At 68.8% G+C, this 16142-nt stretch carries 18 protein-coding genes and 1 pseudogene; 10 read left to right on the plus strand and 9 right to left on the minus strand.

Annotated elements, in window-relative coordinates; translation table 11 throughout:
• Positions 1-615, plus strand: coding sequence for a DUF1684 domain-containing protein (locus tag E0H45_RS14850; protein ID WP_202872346.1), 615 nt, complete (start codon positions 1-3; stop codon positions 613-615).
• Here the strand turns inward: E0H45_RS14850 and E0H45_RS14855 are convergent.
• Positions 607-2760, minus strand: coding sequence for a DEAD/DEAH box helicase (locus E0H45_RS14855; protein WP_238155011.1), 2154 nt, complete (start codon positions 2758-2760; stop codon positions 607-609). The genes E0H45_RS14850 and E0H45_RS14855 overlap by 9 nt on opposite strands.
• 316 nt (positions 2761-3076) lie before the next feature.
• On the opposite strand from E0H45_RS14855, the gene E0H45_RS14865 reads away from it, so the two are divergent.
• Complete coding sequence (locus E0H45_RS14865; RefSeq protein ID WP_131337930.1) at positions 3077-3556, plus strand: hypothetical protein; 480 nt, start codon at positions 3077-3079, stop codon at positions 3554-3556.
• Here E0H45_RS14865 and E0H45_RS14870 read toward each other — a convergent pair.
• From E0H45_RS14870 to E0H45_RS43855, 6 genes and pseudogenes are all read right to left on the minus strand, one after another.
• The gene (locus E0H45_RS14870) at positions 3541-4170 is read right to left on the minus strand and encodes a UdgX family uracil-DNA binding protein (protein WP_131337931.1); all 630 of its coding nucleotides are present in this window, start codon (positions 4168-4170) and stop codon (positions 3541-3543) included. The two genes, E0H45_RS14865 and E0H45_RS14870, sit on opposite strands and share 16 nt — an antisense overlap.
• Positions 4170-4832: a DUF6766 family protein gene (locus E0H45_RS14875; protein ID WP_131337932.1), complete on the minus strand. Its 663-nt coding sequence runs from the start codon at positions 4830-4832 to the stop codon at positions 4170-4172. Before E0H45_RS14875 ends, E0H45_RS14870 begins: the two co-directional genes overlap by 1 nt.
• Before the next feature lie 29 nt (positions 4833-4861).
• Entirely contained in the window at positions 4862-5332 is a 471-nt protein-coding gene (locus tag E0H45_RS14880) for a vitamin K epoxide reductase family protein (protein ID WP_238155012.1), read from the minus strand.
• 2 nt (positions 5333-5334) lie between these two features.
• Entirely contained in the window at positions 5335-6243 is a 909-nt protein-coding gene (locus E0H45_RS14885) for a DUF929 family protein (RefSeq protein ID WP_131337933.1), read from the minus strand.
• Between the two features lie 99 nt (positions 6244-6342).
• Positions 6343-6531, minus strand: coding sequence for an aromatic-ring hydroxylase C-terminal domain-containing protein (locus E0H45_RS43640; protein ID WP_337590412.1), 189 nt, complete (start codon positions 6529-6531; stop codon positions 6343-6345).
• A gap of 307 nt (positions 6532-6838) precedes the next feature.
• A pseudogene (locus E0H45_RS43855) lies at positions 6839-7798 on the minus strand (FAD-dependent monooxygenase); the annotation flags it as partial.
• Between the two features lie 85 nt (positions 7799-7883).
• Between E0H45_RS43855 and E0H45_RS14895 the strand changes: the two are divergent.
• From E0H45_RS14895 to E0H45_RS14910, 4 genes are all read left to right on the plus strand, one after another.
• Positions 7884-8486: a TetR family transcriptional regulator gene (locus tag E0H45_RS14895; RefSeq protein WP_131337934.1), complete on the plus strand. Its 603-nt coding sequence runs from the start codon at positions 7884-7886 to the stop codon at positions 8484-8486.
• A gap of 1 nt (position 8487) precedes the next feature.
• The gene (locus tag E0H45_RS14900; protein ID WP_131337935.1) at positions 8488-9114 is read left to right on the plus strand and encodes a class I SAM-dependent methyltransferase; all 627 of its coding nucleotides are present in this window, start codon (positions 8488-8490) and stop codon (positions 9112-9114) included.
• A 106-nt stretch (positions 9115-9220) separates the two neighbouring features.
• Positions 9221-10087 (plus strand): AurF N-oxygenase family protein, encoded by an 867-nt coding sequence (locus E0H45_RS14905; RefSeq protein ID WP_238155014.1) that lies wholly within the window; start codon positions 9221-9223, stop codon positions 10085-10087.
• A 65-nt stretch (positions 10088-10152) separates the two neighbouring features.
• Entirely contained in the window at positions 10153-11331 is a 1179-nt protein-coding gene (locus E0H45_RS14910) for an FAD-dependent oxidoreductase (RefSeq protein ID WP_238155167.1), read from the plus strand.
• Here E0H45_RS14910 and sigJ read toward each other — a convergent pair.
• A complete protein-coding gene (gene sigJ / locus E0H45_RS14915) occupies positions 11294-12190 on the minus strand; it encodes an RNA polymerase sigma factor SigJ (protein WP_131337938.1) in 897 nt (298 codons plus the stop codon). The two genes, E0H45_RS14910 and sigJ, sit on opposite strands and share 38 nt — an antisense overlap.
• Before the next feature lie 93 nt (positions 12191-12283).
• Between sigJ and E0H45_RS14920 the strand changes: the two genes are divergently transcribed.
• Entirely contained in the window at positions 12284-12724 is a 441-nt protein-coding gene (locus E0H45_RS14920) for a YybH family protein (RefSeq protein WP_131337939.1), read from the plus strand.
• On the opposite strand, the gene E0H45_RS14925 is transcribed toward E0H45_RS14920, so the two are convergent.
• The gene (locus E0H45_RS14925; protein ID WP_131337940.1) at positions 12714-13343 is read right to left on the minus strand and encodes a class I SAM-dependent methyltransferase; all 630 of its coding nucleotides are present in this window, start codon (positions 13341-13343) and stop codon (positions 12714-12716) included. The genes E0H45_RS14920 and E0H45_RS14925 overlap by 11 nt on opposite strands.
• An 80-nt stretch (positions 13344-13423) precedes the next feature.
• On the opposite strand from E0H45_RS14925, the gene E0H45_RS14930 reads away from it, so the two are divergent.
• Genes E0H45_RS14930 through E0H45_RS14940 form a run of 3 tightly spaced genes read left to right on the plus strand, consistent with a single transcriptional unit; the run spans position 13424 to position 16115 of the window.
• Positions 13424-13768, plus strand: coding sequence for a YciI family protein (locus E0H45_RS14930; protein WP_131337941.1), 345 nt, complete (start codon positions 13424-13426; stop codon positions 13766-13768).
• Positions 13765-14955, plus strand: a complete 1191-nt coding sequence (locus E0H45_RS14935) for an RNA polymerase sigma factor (RefSeq protein WP_131337942.1) — start codon at positions 13765-13767, stop codon at positions 14953-14955. Before E0H45_RS14930 ends, E0H45_RS14935 begins: the two co-directional genes overlap by 4 nt.
• A gap of 17 nt (positions 14956-14972) precedes the next feature.
• Positions 14973-16115 carry an acyltransferase family protein gene (locus E0H45_RS14940; protein ID WP_131337943.1) on the plus strand — a complete coding sequence of 381 codons (1143 nt, stop codon included), beginning with the start codon at positions 14973-14975 and terminating at the stop codon, positions 16113-16115.
• The last annotated feature ends 27 nt before the right edge of the window (positions 16116-16142 follow it).

Genomic DNA, 16142 nt, shown 5'->3' on the forward strand with positions numbered 1-16142 from the left:
GTGAACCTAGGGAACTTCGGGGCACCCGCGCTGGCCGTCGCCGACTGGCGCCGACAGGTCTTCGCGCTCTACCGAGACGTCCGCGCCGAGAACGATCCCGCCGCCGCCCACGCCCGATGGCAGGCCGCCCGCAACGAGCTGCTGACGAACCACCCCGCCTCACCGGTCCCGCCGGAAAAGCGCGCGACGTACGCCGGTGCGCCCGTCGCGCCGTACCGTCCGGAGTTCCGGTTCGAGGCGACCATCGAGACCGACGTGAAGCCGTTCAGCTGGGAGTTCCAGTCCGCGACCGACGGGGTGATCCCCTTCTCGCGCGTCGGCGTGCTCCAGTTGCCGGTGGGGGACCTGGACGTGTGGTGGCTGGAGTCGTACGGCGGCGGCCTGTTCGTCCCGGTGAAGGACGCGCTGGCGGGCAAGTCGACGTACGGCGGCGGCCGCTACCTGATCGACACGGTGAAGGGCGCGGACCTGGGCGGCGACCTTCACGAGTTCGTCGTCGACCTGAACTTCGCGTACAACCCGTCCTGCGCCTACAGCCCGGAGTGGACCTGCCCGCTGGCACCGGCAGCCAACACCGTGGGTGTCGAGCTGCCGGTGGGCGAGCTATCAGGCTGAGGCTTCCAGCGCCCGGGTGAGGAGGGCGGCCAGCGCTTCCAGCTGGAAGTCCGCCGAGGAGGCGACCTCTTCGTCGGAGCCGTCGAGGGCCTTGGCAGCCAGACCGGCCTTGGCGTCGATCAGGTCCGCCACCCGGGTGTCGATGGTCTGCGCGGCGATGATCCGCCACGCGGTGACCGGCTCGTCCTGGCCGATCCGGTGCACCCGGTCGATGGCCTGGGTCTGCTCGGCGTTCGTCCAGGACAGCTCGGCGAGCACGACGTTCGAGGAGACCTGCAGGTTGATGCCGACGCCGGCGGTCAGCAGCGAGCAGACCGCGATCGACACCTCGGGATCGTTGACGAAGGCATCGATGTTCTTCTGCCGGGTCCGTGCGGTCTGGTCGCCGCGGATCGAGGAGTACCGGATGCCGCGCTCGGCGAACAGCTCCTCGGCGGTGTCCATCACCTCGATGTGGCGGGCGAAGAACACGACCTTGCCGACGTTCTGCGCGAGTTGCGCCGCGTAGTCGGCCGCCAGGCCCGCCTTGGCCTGACCGATCCGGCGGAACAGGCTGAACACGTTGTCGCCGGTCTTCTTGGCCGCCATCTCGGTCCGCTCCCAGCCGGCGACCTGGCGGACCAGGTCGTGGTCGATGCCGTCCACGACGACACCCGAACGGCGGGTCTCCAGCGCGGTCCGGTACCGCGCGACGAGACGGTCCGCGAGCTCCCGCTCGGCGGCCCGGATCGAGCGGCCGACGGCACCGTCGAGCTCGACCGGGAGGTCGGCGATCCGGCGGGCCGGGATGTCCGCGGCAACGTCGACCTTGCGGCGTCGGACGATGCCCATGTCGATGACGCTGGCCCGCGCAGCCGCGTTGAACCCGGGGTCGGCCGGGGTCAGGTCGGTCGCGTCGAGCTTCTCCATCAGCTCGGCCCGCGGCGCCTTCTCGTCGATCCAGCCGAGGAACTCCCAGATCGCGGTGAAGTCCTCGATCGAGTTGATCAGCGGTGTACCGGTGAGAGCCATCAGCAGCGGCCGGGCGGTCCGGCTGCGGATCCGGTTGGCCAGGTCGAGCACGTTCCGGGACCGCTGCGACTTCTTGTTCTTGATGAAGTGCGCCTCGTCGACGACCATGCCGCGGAACCCGAGGTCGCCGAGCCAGCCGACGTGCCGGTCGAGGATCTCGTAGTTCACCACCACGATGTCCGCGAAACCGTCGATCGTGTCACCGTCGCCGTGGATCACGGTCGGCGTACGGCGGGGTGTCCAGAGGCCGGCCTCGCGGGCCCAGTTCGTCTTCACGACGTTCGGCACGACGGCCAGCAGGGGGTAGGCGTCGGCTGCCTGCGCGGCGAGCAGCGCCTGGGCGGTCTTGCCCAGACCGGGCTCGTCGGCGAGCAGGAACGTCCGGTGGCCCTCCGCCGCGGCTTCGATCAGCCCGGCCTGGTGCGGCATCAGCTCGAGCCCGCGGAGACGAAGCGCGTCGATGCCACCGGCGAGCTGCAGCGGCGTCGGGTCGGGCAGGTGCATGGTGGCCGAGGCTGCGGCGTGCTCGAACGAGCGCAGGAGCGGTCCGATCAGCTCCCAGCCGCCGAGCCGGCTCGGCTTGGCGGCCCGGGCCGGGGCGTTCGAGAAGTCCGGGGGGAGGAACGGGTTCGCGAGCTGCCGGGACACGACGGCCTGCGGGACCACCCGACGGGTCTGCGTCTCCGGGGGAGCGGCCGGTTGCTCCGGCTGCGGCTCCTCGGGCGCCTCCATCCCGGCGTCCTCCAGCATCTGCCGCTTGAGCGCGGCCGCCGCCTCGGAGATCACCGCGTCCTCGGCCAGCAGGCCGAGCAGCGAGGGCTCGAGCGCGGCGGTCTTCGCCAGGATCGTCGCGATCCCGTCGAGCCGCCGGAGCTGCTCGGTGCGGTACGCCTCGGTGGCGGATTCGGCGCCGTTCACCCGGGACCGCTCCTCGCGGACCAGCAGGGCGACGATCTGGAACTTCGTCCGGGTCGACGGCTTGATCGCGCCGCGGGTGACCGCGGCCTCGACCTCGCGCACAGCCTGTGCGAGGACCTGGATCAGACCGTCGGACTCGCCGTCACGGACGCGACGCCGGCGACGGGGAGCGGAACGGGTAGCGCCGGGCTGGCGCTGACCTCGTCGGGCCAACATTTCCTCCTGTGTCGTGCCACGGCGGAGCCGTGACGGAATACCGGACCACGCGGGGACCGACCCGCCGACGAGGCGCGACCCCGTGACGTACCCAATGACGTGCAGAGGGCCGTCCAGAGGGTCCCCCAGGAACACGGCTCAGAATGCACCGCTCCTGTGTGCGCGATCGAGATCCCATGCTACCCGCACTCGCCAGAATGTTGCAGACCGGCACCACGAACCAGTCATTATCCGGAGCAAATCGACTGCGACATCGACCGCGACATCGACGCGGCCGACCTCTAAAGTGGCATCGAGTCCTAGCTTTGGAGGCCGGATGGCAGAGGATTCGCATGTGCTGGAGGCCGGGCAGGCTCCGACGCCGTTCACCGCCGCCGAGATCCGGATGGCGACGAGGGTGGGGAAGTCCATCACGCGCCGCGTCGAATCGGCCGGAGCGGATCCGTTCCTGCTGATCAGCACGTACGTCGAGTGCGACGAGGCCGGCGCCACACTGGAGCGTTCGCGGCTGTCGCTCGACGGCTCTCCGCTCGGCGAGCCGGAGGTGATGAAGGCGACCTGGCTCGACCTGCAGCGGCACGCCTCGTTCACGGCCGACGACACGACGATCGAGCCGGACCGGATCGAGACCGGGATCGGCGCGCTGGACTGCCTGCGCTACACCGTGCGGCACGGCGGGACCGACGAGATCTTCTGGTTCGCGACCAGCCTGCCGGGCATGCCGATCCAGCAGATGACCCGGACCGACGGGCAGATCGTGGAGTCCGTCTCGGTGGTCGACTACACGATCGCCTGATCGAGTAGCTCGACCGCGACGCGGAGGTCGTCGACGAAGCGTCCGAAGTCCCGGCGGAACTCCTCGGAGCGGACGACAGCCGACGGATGCACGGTCGCCACGGCCGGCAGGCCACCCGGTAGCTCCACCCGCTTGCCGCGCTCTTGTGTGACCCGGAACGAGGAGCCCAGGAGAGCCTTGGCGGCGACCGCGCCCATCACGACGACCAGCGACGGCTTCACGATCTCGAGCTCCCGCACCAGCCACGGATGACAGGCCGTGATCTGACTCGCCGTCGGCGTCTTGTGGATCCGCCGCTTTCCCTGCAGCTCGAAGCGGAAATGCTTCACGGCATTGGTGAGATACACGTCCGACCGCTCGATCCCGGCCTCGACCAGCGCCTTGTCGAGCAGATGCCCGGCCGGACCGACGAAGACGTGCCCTTCCTTGTCCTCGTGATCGCCGGGCGTCTCGCCGACGAACATCATCCGCGCCCGGACCGGCCCTTCGCCCGCCACGGCCCGCTCGGCGTCTTTCCACAGGTCGCAACCACGGCACTTGTCGAGCTCCGCGCGTACCTTCCGTATGCCGCCCTTGTGCGGCACCCACTTCTCGGCTCCGGGATGTTTGCTCATCAGCTGCCCGTTTCGGAGTGTGGCGCGTGCACCGGCTTGGACTGCGCCGAGCGCCGCTGCCGGAGGTAGATCGATCCGCCGATGATCGCCGCGACGGCCAGGAACTCGCTCTGCCAGTTCTGCAGCGACTCATACCAGAACTGCGAGGTCCCGAGATACTGCCAGGTCGTCACCGCCGCGCCACCGTGCAGCGCCTCGTCCTCGCTGTACGTCGCCGCGCCGGTTGCCGCGTGCAACCAGAGCGACAGCAGGAACACCAGCCCGAACGCGATCGCCAGCGAGTTCTCGTACAGCTTGAGAATCAGCGCGGAACCGTGCCGCACCGGCCAAGGCGCGTTCCGGTCGGTGCGGTGGTCGCGGGGATCCTCGTCCTGCGGTGCCGGCTCGTCGACGGGCCGGGACTCGGCCGAGCCCTTCTGCACCAGGTACGCCGTGAGCAGGACGTACATGAACATCTGCAGGAACTCGGACTCCCAGTTCTCGAACACCGCCTCGCCGAACGACGACGAGCCGACGTACTGCCCGAAGGTCTGCGGCGCCTGGCCGTGATCGGCGAGTTCGGAGTTCTCGTGGGCGTGGCCGACGAACGCCAGGCCGACCAGGAAGCTGAAGAACAGCACCAGGTTGGCCAGCAGCAGCCCACGGAGTCGCAGCCATCGCATGTGGCCCCGGTACCCGCTGTCACGCTATTTCATGACGCGGGCGGAACCAGGGCCAGGCGGATGATCACCAGGGCGAACAGGACCAGCGTGAGTGCGTGGACGACCGTGCACCACAGGCAGATGGCATTGATCTGGAACAGTTCGGCCCAGATCAGGTAGCAGACGAACACGACTCCGGTCAGTACGCCGACCACACGCAAGCGGCCCGGCCACGGGGACGACGTACGCCACATCGGCGGGACCGACAGCGCGGTCATACCGACGAAGAACGCGAGGCCGAGCAGCGCGACCGGGATCCCGAGGACCTTCGAGTACTGGCTGCTTGTCACCTTGGCGCAGTTGACCACCCCGGTGTCCGGGCAGGCGAGCGTGGTGCCGGCGGTGAAGTGCTCATAGGTGAGGTACGCCGCCACCGCGAGACCGGCGACTGACACCACCAACGTGGCCCAGGGGATCCAGCCCAACGAGATCCGGGACGGGCGCTGTGCGGTTTCGGTCACGCTCAGCCCTTCGCCGCGCCGAGCTTGGCCGCCGCCGCGGTCACGGCGTCGGTCGAGCAGACCTTGGCCGGCTGGTTGTTCGTCAGCTTGCAGATCGCTGCGGTGTAGACGTTGGCCGAGCCGTCGACGGCCTTCGCGATCGGGCTCGACGGGTCCTTGAGCGCGTCGGCGATCTCGGTCTGCGTCTTACCGGCCAGCAGGTCCGGGCTGTACGTCGCCCCGGACCCGACGTACTTGCCGCCGAGATCGATGAACGGGATCGAGCCGTCGCTGTCGACGTACGGCGGCTTGTTGTACGTGTCGAACGTCTTCTGGTCCTCGGCCGTCGGGGTGTCGAGCGGCTTGTACCCGTTGCCGACCATCTCGTTCGTGGTCGTCTCGACGCCCGTGAACGCGAGGTACTGGCTGGTGTACGTCGCTCCGTGGAACGACAGCGTCGGCGTGTTCGGGAACACGTCCTCGGAAGCGGAATGCGTCGTACCGAGGTTGCTGAACGTCCCGAACCGGGACAGCGCGACCGTCACCGGCCAGCGCTCCGCGGCGCAGTACGGGCAGAACTCGGCGCCGATGTAGAGCACCTTCGGCTTGCCGCCCGCGGTCAGCGCCGGCGCGGTGATCGCCGACGGGGCAGCCTTGACCTCGCTGGTGCCGACCGCGGCGAACGTCGAGTCCGGGATCGAGGAGAGCGCGGTGACGAGACCCGAGTCGGCCGCGCCGCTCGGACCGGTCGCGGTCTTCTTGCCGCCGCCGACCAGCCGGATCGTCACCAGGCCGCCGACGATCACCACGACCAGGACGACCGCGCCGACCGCGAGCAACAGGCGCCGCCGTCGCTCCGCCTGCTGCTGAGCGGCCAGCTGCGCCGCGATCCGCTCGCGGGCCGCAGCCTTCTGTTCGACACGCCGTGCCATGACTCTCCTCTGATCGCGCGCAGGCTCCTGAAGAACAACTATCCATCGGCCCCGGAAGTTCCTGCCTGTCCGTCACCGTGAGGTTACAGATTGCGTCTGTCAGGGCAGGAACGTGGTCAGGTTGGCGGGCGTGAGGCCACTGTCGGAGCGCGCAGCGACGTGCTGGTCGGGCCGGACCAGCAGTGCGCCGTCCGCGGCCAGGCCGGTTCGCTCGGTCCAATCGCCGTCCACATCGGTGCCTTTGCCAATAGTGTGCAACCGGGACCGCGTCGCCGAAGTCCGGCGCATCCGGCCCGGCCAGGATCACGAACCCTGGACCGCAGAGGTCGAGCGTGGACTGCCCGGTGGACAGCTCCACGTGCGGCAGCCGCGTGCCCACCTGACCGCTCAGTACGTCGACGTACCCGTCGTCGGTGTAGTTGTAGCGCGTCATGATCGCGCCGATATCGATCTGCTCGGCCACCTCGGCGGCGTTGGTATCCGTCTCGATGCCGTAGCGGGCGAAGAAGTCGGTGCGCAGCCGTGCTTGCTTCGCGGCGAGTACTGCGCGCGGCCGCCGCTCAGGCTCGTAGGTGTCCAGCAGTTCCGGCGCGGCACGCCCGTTCAGCACCATGGCGAGTTTCCAGGCCAGATTGTGTACGTCGGCGATGCCGGTGTTGGCGCCGTACCCGCCCCACGGCGCGTGCTGATGCGCTGCGTCGCCGGCGAGGAAGACCCGGCCGCGGCGGTACTCGTCGGCGACGTGGACGCGCGTGTCCCAGGTGCTCGACGCCAGTACGTCGACCGCGATGTCGTCGCGGCCGATCGCCGCGTGGATCTGCTCGAGCGGCTTGTCCGGGGGAGTGCCGTCGTACTCGAGGTGGAAGGACCACTCGTCAGTGTTGTTCTTCGCGAGGATGATCCCGCGGACCGTGTCGTTGGCGACATCGCACTGGCTGAACGTGCGGCCTTCGACGACGGCGGTCAGGTCGGCGTGCACGAAGACGTTCAGGTACCGATGGGTCGGCGGCAGCGTCCAGCCGCCGATGCCGAGCTCGGTCCGCACCGGGCTGCCCGCGCCGTCGGCGGCGATCAAGTAGTCCGCCTCGATCTGCTCGTCGCCGATCGTCGCGGTCACGGTGTCGGCGCCGGCGCTGAACGCCGTCAGTTCGGTGCCGAAGCGCAGGTCGCCGCCGGCGAGGTCGGCGAGCACCGGTTCGAGCAGTACCTGTGGGCAGAAGCAGAACGTGGACGGGCTCGGGTCGCCGCCGATCCCCTTCTGGTGCAGGGCGCTCAGGTCCAGGCCCTCGGCCTCGATCAGGTTCCGGCCATGGCGAGCACCGCCGAACGCGCCGGCCTTCAGGGCGGTGGCAGCCGCCTCCTGGACGCGATCCTCGATGCCGATCTGCCGGTACAGCTCGACGGTTCGCGTGTGCACGCCGCGCGACCGCGGCAGCACGGAGGCACCGGTACGGCGTTCCACGAGCACGAAGTCCACGCCGTGGTACTGCAGAAACAGCGCCGCCGACAGGCCGACCAGCCCGCCTCCCACGATCAGCACCGACGTCCGGGTCATGATGTTCTCCTACAGTCCGAGCGATATTTACAGTTCTCTATAAACATATAGCTCGATGTAAGCTGGCGTTCAAGGAGGTGGAGAGATGGCTGAACCAGGCCTGCGGGAGCGGAAGAAACGCGAGACCCGGACGCGGATCGCGGACGCGGCGCTGCGGTTGTTCGCCGACCGCGGCTTCGATCGGACGACGGTCGCCGAGGTCGCGGCCGCGGCGGACGTGTCGGTGAAGACCGTCTTCAACTACTTCCCGGCCAAGGAGGATCTGTTCTTCGACCGGTCGGAGGAGATCGAGCAGAGCTGGCTGCAGGCTGTGGCCGACCGGCAGCCGGGGGAGGGTCCGCTCGCCGGGCTGCGCCGGCGGTCGCTGGGCCGGTTCGAGGATCATCCGGGCGGTCCGACGGCGCACTTCCGCCGCGTGCTGGCCGGGAGCGCGTTGCTGCAGGCGCGTGGTCAGCAGATGTGGGCGGTGCATGAGGACGCGGTCGCTGCCGCCCTGGCATCCGAGCTGGGTGAGCTGACCGGTCAGGTGCTGGCGCATCAGGTGTTCAGTGTCCATCCACTCGTGCTCCGGAAGGTCGAGCAGTGGACGCAGGACGGCGTCGGGGACGACGAGGTGCGGGATCGCGCCTTGGCGCTGGTCAATCAGGCTTTCGATCTGATGGACCGCAGCATCTCTAATGTCTCCTGACATGGACTGGCAGGCATGGCACACGAAGTACGACGATCCAGAATCCGGGCTGTCGCGGCGGTTGGAGGCGGTGCAGGCGCAGGTACGCGCGGCGCTCGATCAGGCCCCGGCCGGCCCGGTGCCGGTGGTCAGCCTCTGCGCGGGGCAGGGCCGGGATGTCATCGACGTACTGGCGGATCACCCGCGGCGCGCCGACGTCCATGCGCGCCTGGTCGAGCTCGACCCTGAGCTGTCGGCGTTCGCGCGGGAGCGGGCGAGCGGTCTCGATCAGGTCGAGGTCGTCACGGGCGACGCGTCATTGACCGATCAGTACGTCGGTATGGTGCCGGCCGAGTTGGTGCTGCTGTGCGGGATCTTCGGCAACATCACGTCCGCGGACATCGAGCGGACGATCGCGGCGAGCCCGCAGCTCTGCCGTACCGGCGCGACGGTGATCTGGACGCGCCATCGCGACGAGCCCGACCTGGTGCCGACGATCTGCGACTGGTTCGAGGCGCGCGGCTTCGAGCGGGTGTGGGTATCCGATCCGGACGCCGATTTCGGCGTCGGCGCGCACCGCTTCACCGGCGTGCCGGAGCCGTTGGTGACGGGGCAGAGCCTGTTCAGTTTCGTGCCGGGCGGAGCATGAGCAAGAGCCGCACGGCGATCGTGAGGTAGTCGAGCGAGGCTCGACAGGCGGTAGGACATCGGTTATGTTACATAGACGATGTCATATCGCCTCGGAGGTGTGCGCGATGGACGAGACCGCTGAGCGGTTGCTCGGGTCGGCGAGCCGGTTGTCCCGGGACCCGGAGACCGAGATCGACTGGGACGCGCCGGTCGGCGACGGGTACGGGATGTCGCCGGAGTGGAGCACGCTCTACGGGACGCCGTACTGGGACGAGCTGACCGAGGCGCAGCAGCGCGAGCTGACCCGGCACGAGTCCGCGTCGGTAGCGTCGACCGGGATCTGGTTCGAGCTGATCCTGCAGCAGATGATCCTGCGGGACGTCTACGACAAGCCGCCGCGGAGCGCCGAGTTCCAGTGGGCGCTGACCGAGATCGCCGACGAGTGCCGGCACTCGATCATGTTCGCGAAGGCGTCCGGCCGCCTGGTCGAGCCGGCGTACCGCCCGCGGCTGCTCGCGCGCGAGCTCGGCCGGATGTTCAAGACGGTCGCGACCGGTGAGACGGCGTATGCCGCGATTCTGGTGGCCGAAGAGGTCCTGGATGTCATGCAGCGCGACTGGATGCGGGACCGCCGGGTCGAGCCGCTGGTGCGGACCGTGAATCACATCCACGTGGTGGAGGAGTCGCGGCACATGGTGTTCGCGCGTGAGGAGACCCGTGAACGGCTGGCCGGTGCGGGGCGCGGGCGGCGATGGGTGAGCGCGTTGGTGATCGCGATCGCCGCCGACATGATCGTGTCGAGCATGGTGAGCCGCGAGGTCTACGCGAACGTCGGGCTGGATGCCGAGCGCGCCGTACGCGAGGCGCAGCGCAACGAGCACCACCGGTCGTTGCTGCGGACAAGTTGCGCGAACCTGATGGACTTCCTCGGGTCGGTGGGGCTGCTGACGCCCGCGGCCGCCCGGGTGTATCGGCGGACCGGTCTGCTGTGACTTACGCGATCTCGGGGGAGTGCTGCTCGGACGCGAGCTGCGTCGCGGTCTGCCCGATGAACAGCATCCACCCGTCGCCCGGCGAGCCCGGGTTCGGTGCCGGCGTGAGTCTGTTCATCGATCCGCGGACCTGCATCGACTGCGGGGCGTGCGCCGACATCTGTCCGGTCGACGCGGCGCAACCGGCCGATCAGGCGGCGCCTGAGGATGTCGAGCGGAACGCAGCGTACTTCGCGGAGCAGGAGCCGCTCGAGGCGACGGACCTGGACAGCTGGGAGCCGCCGTCGTACCAGGTCTGGGGCGACGGTCCGCGACGGGTGCTGGTCGTCGGCGCTGGGCCGGCCGGGATGTACGCGACGCGCGAGTTGTTGCTGCGGACAACGGCTGAGGTGACGCTGGTGGACCGGAGCGACCGGATCGGCGGCCTGGTGCGGTTCGGCGTCGCACCGGATCACCCGCGGACCAAGCAGATCATCGACACGTTCGAGCGGATCATCGGGCACTCCCGGGTGCGCTGGCTGCCGGGCACCGACGCTGCCGCGATGAGCAGCGGGTACGACGCGGTGATCCACGCGGTCGGGGCGCGCCGCAGCCGACGACTCGGGATCACCGGCGAGGAGGCGGCCTGCACCGCGGAAGACTTCGTTGCCTGGTGCAACGGGCGGCCCGGTGCGTCGCTGCCGGTCGAGTTGACCGGACCGCGGGCCGCCGTGATCGGGAACGGGAACGTCGCGATCGACCTCGCACGGCTCCTGCTGAGCGACGAGGAACGACTGCGGTCGATGGACGTGTCCCCGGAGGTACGTCGTACGCTCGCGGCCAGCGGGATCAAGGAAGTCGTGCTGCTGGGCAGGCGCGGACCCGAAACGGCGGCGTACACGGAAACGGCGTTGCAGGAGTTGCTCGCCGCGGCCGGCGACCGGGTCGAGCTCCGGTACCATGCCCGCCCGACGAGCTGGACGTCCGACGGGCTGACGCTCGGCACCGGCGAGACGATTGCGGCAGGCAACCTGTTCACCGCGATCGGGTTCGAGGGGCAGGCCATCGACGGCCTGCCGTTCGACGCGGACCGCGGGATCGTCCCGAACGTCCGCGGCGCCGTCGTCGGCCGGCCGGGTCACTACGTGGCGGGCTGGATCAAACGCGGCGCTCGCGGCGGGATCGGAGTGAACAAGGCCTGCGCCCAGGAGACCGTGACGACGCTGGTCAGCTCTTCCAGGGCTGCAGCTTCTCCGGGTTCCTGATCGCCCAGATGTTCGTGATGCGATCGCCGTCCACGTCGAACGCGATGACAGTCTCGACGTCACCTTCGAACTCGATCACGAGCCCGGGCTGCCCGTTGACCATGCGCTCGATGAGGGTACGGCCGAGGTTGAACACCGGGAGATCGGCGAAGTACTGCGCGACGTCGGTGCCGCCGTGCACCGGCGCGAGCGAGGCCCGCACGATGCCGCCACCGTCGGCGACCGCGGTGACCTCGGGATCGAGCAGGTTGACGAGAGCAGCGATGTCGGTCGCCTCCCAGGCGGCCTTGAACTCGCGGACCAGCTCCGCCCGTCGTGCCGACGGCGCCGCCGGATGCTCGGCGTCCCGGATCCGGCGCCGGGCCGACGAGGCCAGTTGACGGCATGCCGCCGGCGTCCGGCCGACGATCTCGGCGACCTCCGGGAACGGGTACCGGAACACGTCGTGCAGGATGAACGCCACCCGCTCGGCCGGCGTCATCGCGTCGAGTACGACGAGGAACGCCATGTTCACCGACTCGTCCAGCGTCACCCGGTCGGCCGGATCGTCCGGGTCGGTGGATCCGGCGTGCCACTCGGTGGTTTCCGGCAACGGTTCGGGGATCCACTCACCGACGTACCGTTCCCGGCGGGCGCGGGCGGACCGCAGCAGGTCGAGGCAGATCCGGCTCGCGACCTTGGTCAGCCACGCGGCCGGGTTGTCGATCGCCTGCTGCTCGTCCGGCGTCATCGCGTACCAGCGCGCGTACGTCTCCTGGACCACGTCCTCGGCGTCGGCCAGCGACCCCAGCAGCCGGTACGCGAGGTTGATCAGCTGCCGCCGCTCGCTCATGATCGCGCTCAGGCCCGGGTCGCTCATATCGGTCCTCTCCTCGTTCATACCTGGTACGACGGAACAGCCCGCTCAACTGTGAGGTCTGACAGTTCGTGCCGGTGTCTCGTCGTACCGATCATGACCACACAGAACGCTGTATCCGAAGTCGACATCCGGGAACGTATCGAAGTCCTGCTCGACGCTATCCGGACGGGCGACCGGGCCGCCGTCAGGACGATCTTCGCCCCGAACATCGTCTCGTTCGACATCCAGCCGCCGCTGCGGCATCTCGGCGCCGAGACGAAATGGGAGAACTGGGAGCTCGTTTTCGAGGCTTTCGAGCTGCCGCTGGAGTACGAGGTCCGCGACCTGACCGTCCTCGTCGACGGCGATCTCGCGGTCGTGTACTCGCTGAACCACATGAACGCCGTGATGAAGCTTGGCGGCAAGATCGACTACTGGCTGCGCTGGACCTCCGCCTGGCAGAAGATCGACGGGCAGTGGCTGATCGTGCACGACCAGGTCTCCGTCCCGACGAACTTCCAGAACGGCACCGCGGCCATGGACCTCATGCCCTGAGCCGGGCGCGGCCGAGGATGTGCGGGCTGGCCGGGGTCTTGTGATCGGGCGGGAACTCGAACTGGTCGAGTTCCTCGATGTCGAAGCCCGCTGCGGTGATGGCGGCGGCGGTGTCGCGGTGGGTGTGGCAACCGCCGGCGAACAGCGGCCACAGGGTCGCGTCGGAGATGCGTTGGACGGTTGCGAGGGTGCGGTCGGGGGCGGCTGCGACGTGCTCGTAGAACCTGAGTTCGCCGCCGGGTCGCAGTACCCGTCGCACCTCGGCAAGGGCTTTTGCCTGGTCGGGGACCGAGCAGAGGACGAGTGAGACCACGACGGCATCGGCTGACGCATCAGGTGCCGGCAGGTGGTCCGCCGTACCTTCGACGACCTCGACGGGGACGGGGGCAGCGGCGGCCTGGCGCTGGGCCTGGGCGCGGAGGTAGGGCTCGGGCTCGACGGCGAGAACGCTGACGACGTCGGTGGGGTAGTGGGCGAAGTTGCCGCCGTCGCCCGCTCCGACCTCCACCACCCGGCCCTGCGTCCCGGCGAGCAGCCGACGCCGATGCTCGGCTGCTCCCTGCTCGTCCATGGCGGGCCGCACCCGCGTGTACAGCCGGGCGAACAACGGACGTCTCATGAACCCACCCTCGCAGACTGTCGGATCGTGGCCCGGGTCGATCGTCTCCTGAGCGAGACTGTCATCAAGGAGGTATGCGGGTGAAGTACGTGCTGATGTTCATCGAGACCGAGGAATTCGCGACGGAGTTCGCGGCGCTGTCGCCGGCCGAGAAGGAGGAGGCGTACCGGCGGGTGTACCAGTGGTTCGACGACCACGCGGACAAGATCACCAACCGGGGGAGCAAGCTGCAGGGCCGGGAGACCGCGACGACGGTCCGGCTGGACAGCGGGCAACTGACCACCGACGGGCCGTTCATCGAGGGCAAGGAGGTCGTGTCCGGGTTCACCGAGATCGACGTCGAGGACCTCGACGAGGCGCTGCGGATGGTGAAGACCTGGCCGGCCTGCCCGGTGATCGAGATCCGGCCGGTCGCCGAGATGTGAGTACCGAGGACGAATTGGCCCGCGTGGTGCGCGACCACGCGGGGCGGTTGGCAGGGGCGCTGGTGTCGCTGCTCGGTGACTTCTCCGCGGCCGAGGACCTGGTCCAGGACGCGGTCGAGATCGCGCTGAAACGCTGGCCGGTCGAAGGTATTCCGGAGCGGCCCGACGCGTGGCTGTTCACAGTCGCGAAGCGCCGCGGTCTCGACGTACTGCGTCGGCAGCAGAACTATCGCTTGAAGCTCGCGCTCCTGCCTCCGCCGGAGCAGTCGCCGCCGGACGATCGGCTGAGGTTGATCTTCACCTGCTGCCACCCGGCGTTGGCGCGTGAGGCCCAGGTGGCGCTGACGCTCCGGGTGGTGTGCGGTCTGACGACTGCCCAGATCGCGGCCGCGTTCCTGGCATCCGAGTCCGCCGTCGCGCAGCGGATCACGCGGGCGAAGCGCAAGATCACCGATGCCGGCATCCCGTACCGGATCCCGCGCGACGACGAGCTCCCCGAGCGCCTGAACGAAGTACTGACGGTCATCTACCTGCTGTTCAACGAGGGCTACCTGTCGAGTACGGCGGAACGCGCGCACTCGCGCGATCTCGTCGACGACGCCGAATGGCTGACTGCACTGCTCCACGGACTCCTGCCCAACGAACCCGAGGTAGCCGGCCTACTCGCCCTGATCAGACTGCATCGAGCCCGTACGGCGGCCCGCTTCACGCCAGCCGGGGACCTGATCCTGCTCGAGGACCAGGACCGTACGGCGTGGGACCACGCAGCGATCGCCGACGCAACCGCTCTCCTCACCCGCACCGCCCGGCGGTACCACGCACCCGGCCCGTACCAACTGCAGGCCGCCATCGCCGCCTGCCACAGCGAGGCGCCCACCTGGCCCGAGACGGACTGGCCGCAGATCCTCGTCCTGTACGACATGCTCCTCACGCTGCAGCCGACATCCGTCGCCGGCCTGCACCGATCCATCGCGCTGTCCTACGTACGCGGACCTGCGGCCGCCCTCGCGGAGCTCGACGAGATGGCCGCCGGCCTCCAGCAGTACTCGTTGTTCCACGCGACCCGCGCCCAGCTTCTTCGCGACCTCGACCGCCTTGCCGAGGCCCATGACGCCGACGAGCGGGCCGCCGAGCTGACCGCCAATCCGGCACAGCTCGGACTGCTCAACGAGCGCCTGGCCCGCTGAGCCACCATCCTTGCTCCATGGGTGTGGAGGGGCGGGGCGAACGGCTGTGGTTTCTGGACTGGTTGCGTGTGATCGCGGTGTTCGGGGTGTTCGTGTTCCACACCCTGCGGCCGTTCGACGACGGCGACTGGCATGTGAAGAACGCGCAGACGAGTGAGGGGATCTCGGTCGCGATCGCGTTCCTGGGGTTGTGGGGGCTGGCGTTCTTCTTCATGATCTCGGGTTCCGCCGCGTGGCTGGCGCTGCGGTGGCGGAGCGCGCTCGAGTTCCTCAGAGAGCGCTCTTTGAGGTTGCTCGTTCCGTTCTTCGTCGCGTACGTGTTGCTCTCACCGCTGCAGTACTTCATCGAGGAGCACCACAAGGGCCGGTCGACGGCCTCGTTCTTCGGTGATGTGCGGACGTTCTTCAGCGATCTCGCCGGCGATGCGCCGCTGTGGTTGCGCGACACGTACCACCTGTGGTTTCTCGTCTATCTGATCCAGTTCGCCGTACTCGGTCTGCCGGTGTTTCTGTTGCTGCGCGGTAGAACTGACTGGATCGCGCGACGGTGTCAGCGGCGCGGGTCGATCCTGCTCCTCGCCGTACCGCTCGTGCCGATTCACCTGTTGCTGCTCGCCGCGCCCGGTCCGGAGCACGGGTGGGGCGAGTTCGTGTTCTTCTTCGACTTCTTCGTCGTCGGGTACCTGGTGATGTCGGACGCCCGACTCCTGGCAGCGGTACGACGGGACGCCGTACCAGGACTGATTCTCGGCGTCGGCGCATTCGTGCTCGGTGTGGTGACCGGCATCATCGACTTCCTCGACGGCTGGTGGCCGAACCCGGGCTATTCCTGGCCGTACGTCTGGTACTCGCCGCTCATCACCCTCGCCGTCTGGGGCTGGCTGGTCGCCGTCCTAGGCTTCGGCCTCCGCGCACCGGCCCTCCAACGCCCGCTACCCCCGCGCCTGGCCCGAGCCGCGATGCCGTACTTCATCATCCACCAGCCGGTAATCCTCGCGCTCGCCTACTTCATCGTCACCTGGCACACCAACCTCTGGCTCAAGTACGCCGCACTCCTACCCACCGCCTTCGCCATCTCGGCGCTCCTAGCCTGGTTCCTCTCATCCACCCCGGTGGTCAGCCAACTCTTCGGCGTCAAACGCCCGACCCCAACCGGCTGAAGCCCGCCGACACCGGCACGGATATCC

Source organism: Kribbella soli (genome assembly GCF_004331345.1).
GTDB lineage: Bacteria > Actinomycetota > Actinomycetes > Propionibacteriales > Kribbellaceae > Kribbella > Kribbella soli.

Excerpts from the sequence above, each read along its gene's own strand:
- E0H45_RS14855 (WP_238155011.1), bottom strand. The coding sequence starts at position 2,760 with ATGTTGGCCCGACGAGGTCAGCGCCAGCCCGGCGCTACCCGTTCCGCT.
- E0H45_RS14865 (WP_131337930.1), top strand. The coding sequence starts at position 3,077 with ATGGCAGAGGATTCGCATGTGCTGGAGGCCGGGCAGGCTCCGACGCCG.
- E0H45_RS14870 (WP_131337931.1), bottom strand. The coding sequence starts at position 4,170 with ATGAGCAAACATCCCGGAGCCGAGAAGTGGGTGCCGCACAAGGGCGGC.
- E0H45_RS14875 (WP_131337932.1), bottom strand. The coding sequence starts at position 4,832 with ATGCGATGGCTGCGACTCCGTGGGCTGCTGCTGGCCAACCTGGTGCTG.
- E0H45_RS14885 (WP_131337933.1), bottom strand. The coding sequence starts at position 6,243 with ATGGCACGGCGTGTCGAACAGAAGGCTGCGGCCCGCGAGCGGATCGCG.
- E0H45_RS43640 (WP_337590412.1), bottom strand. The coding sequence starts at position 6,531 with ATGCGCCGGACTTCGGCGACGCGGTCCCGGTTGCACACTATTGGCAAA.
- E0H45_RS14895 (WP_131337934.1), top strand. The coding sequence starts at position 7,884 with ATGGCTGAACCAGGCCTGCGGGAGCGGAAGAAACGCGAGACCCGGACG.
- E0H45_RS14900 (WP_131337935.1), top strand. The coding sequence starts at position 8,488 with ATGGACTGGCAGGCATGGCACACGAAGTACGACGATCCAGAATCCGGG.
- E0H45_RS14905 (WP_238155014.1), top strand. The coding sequence starts at position 9,221 with ATGGACGAGACCGCTGAGCGGTTGCTCGGGTCGGCGAGCCGGTTGTCC.
- sigJ (WP_131337938.1), bottom strand. The coding sequence starts at position 12,190 with ATGAGCGACCCGGGCCTGAGCGCGATCATGAGCGAGCGGCGGCAGCTG.
- E0H45_RS14920 (WP_131337939.1), top strand. The coding sequence starts at position 12,284 with ATGACCACACAGAACGCTGTATCCGAAGTCGACATCCGGGAACGTATC.
- E0H45_RS14925 (WP_131337940.1), bottom strand. The coding sequence starts at position 13,343 with ATGAGACGTCCGTTGTTCGCCCGGCTGTACACGCGGGTGCGGCCCGCC.
- E0H45_RS14940 (WP_131337943.1), top strand. The coding sequence starts at position 14,973 with ATGGGTGTGGAGGGGCGGGGCGAACGGCTGTGGTTTCTGGACTGGTTG.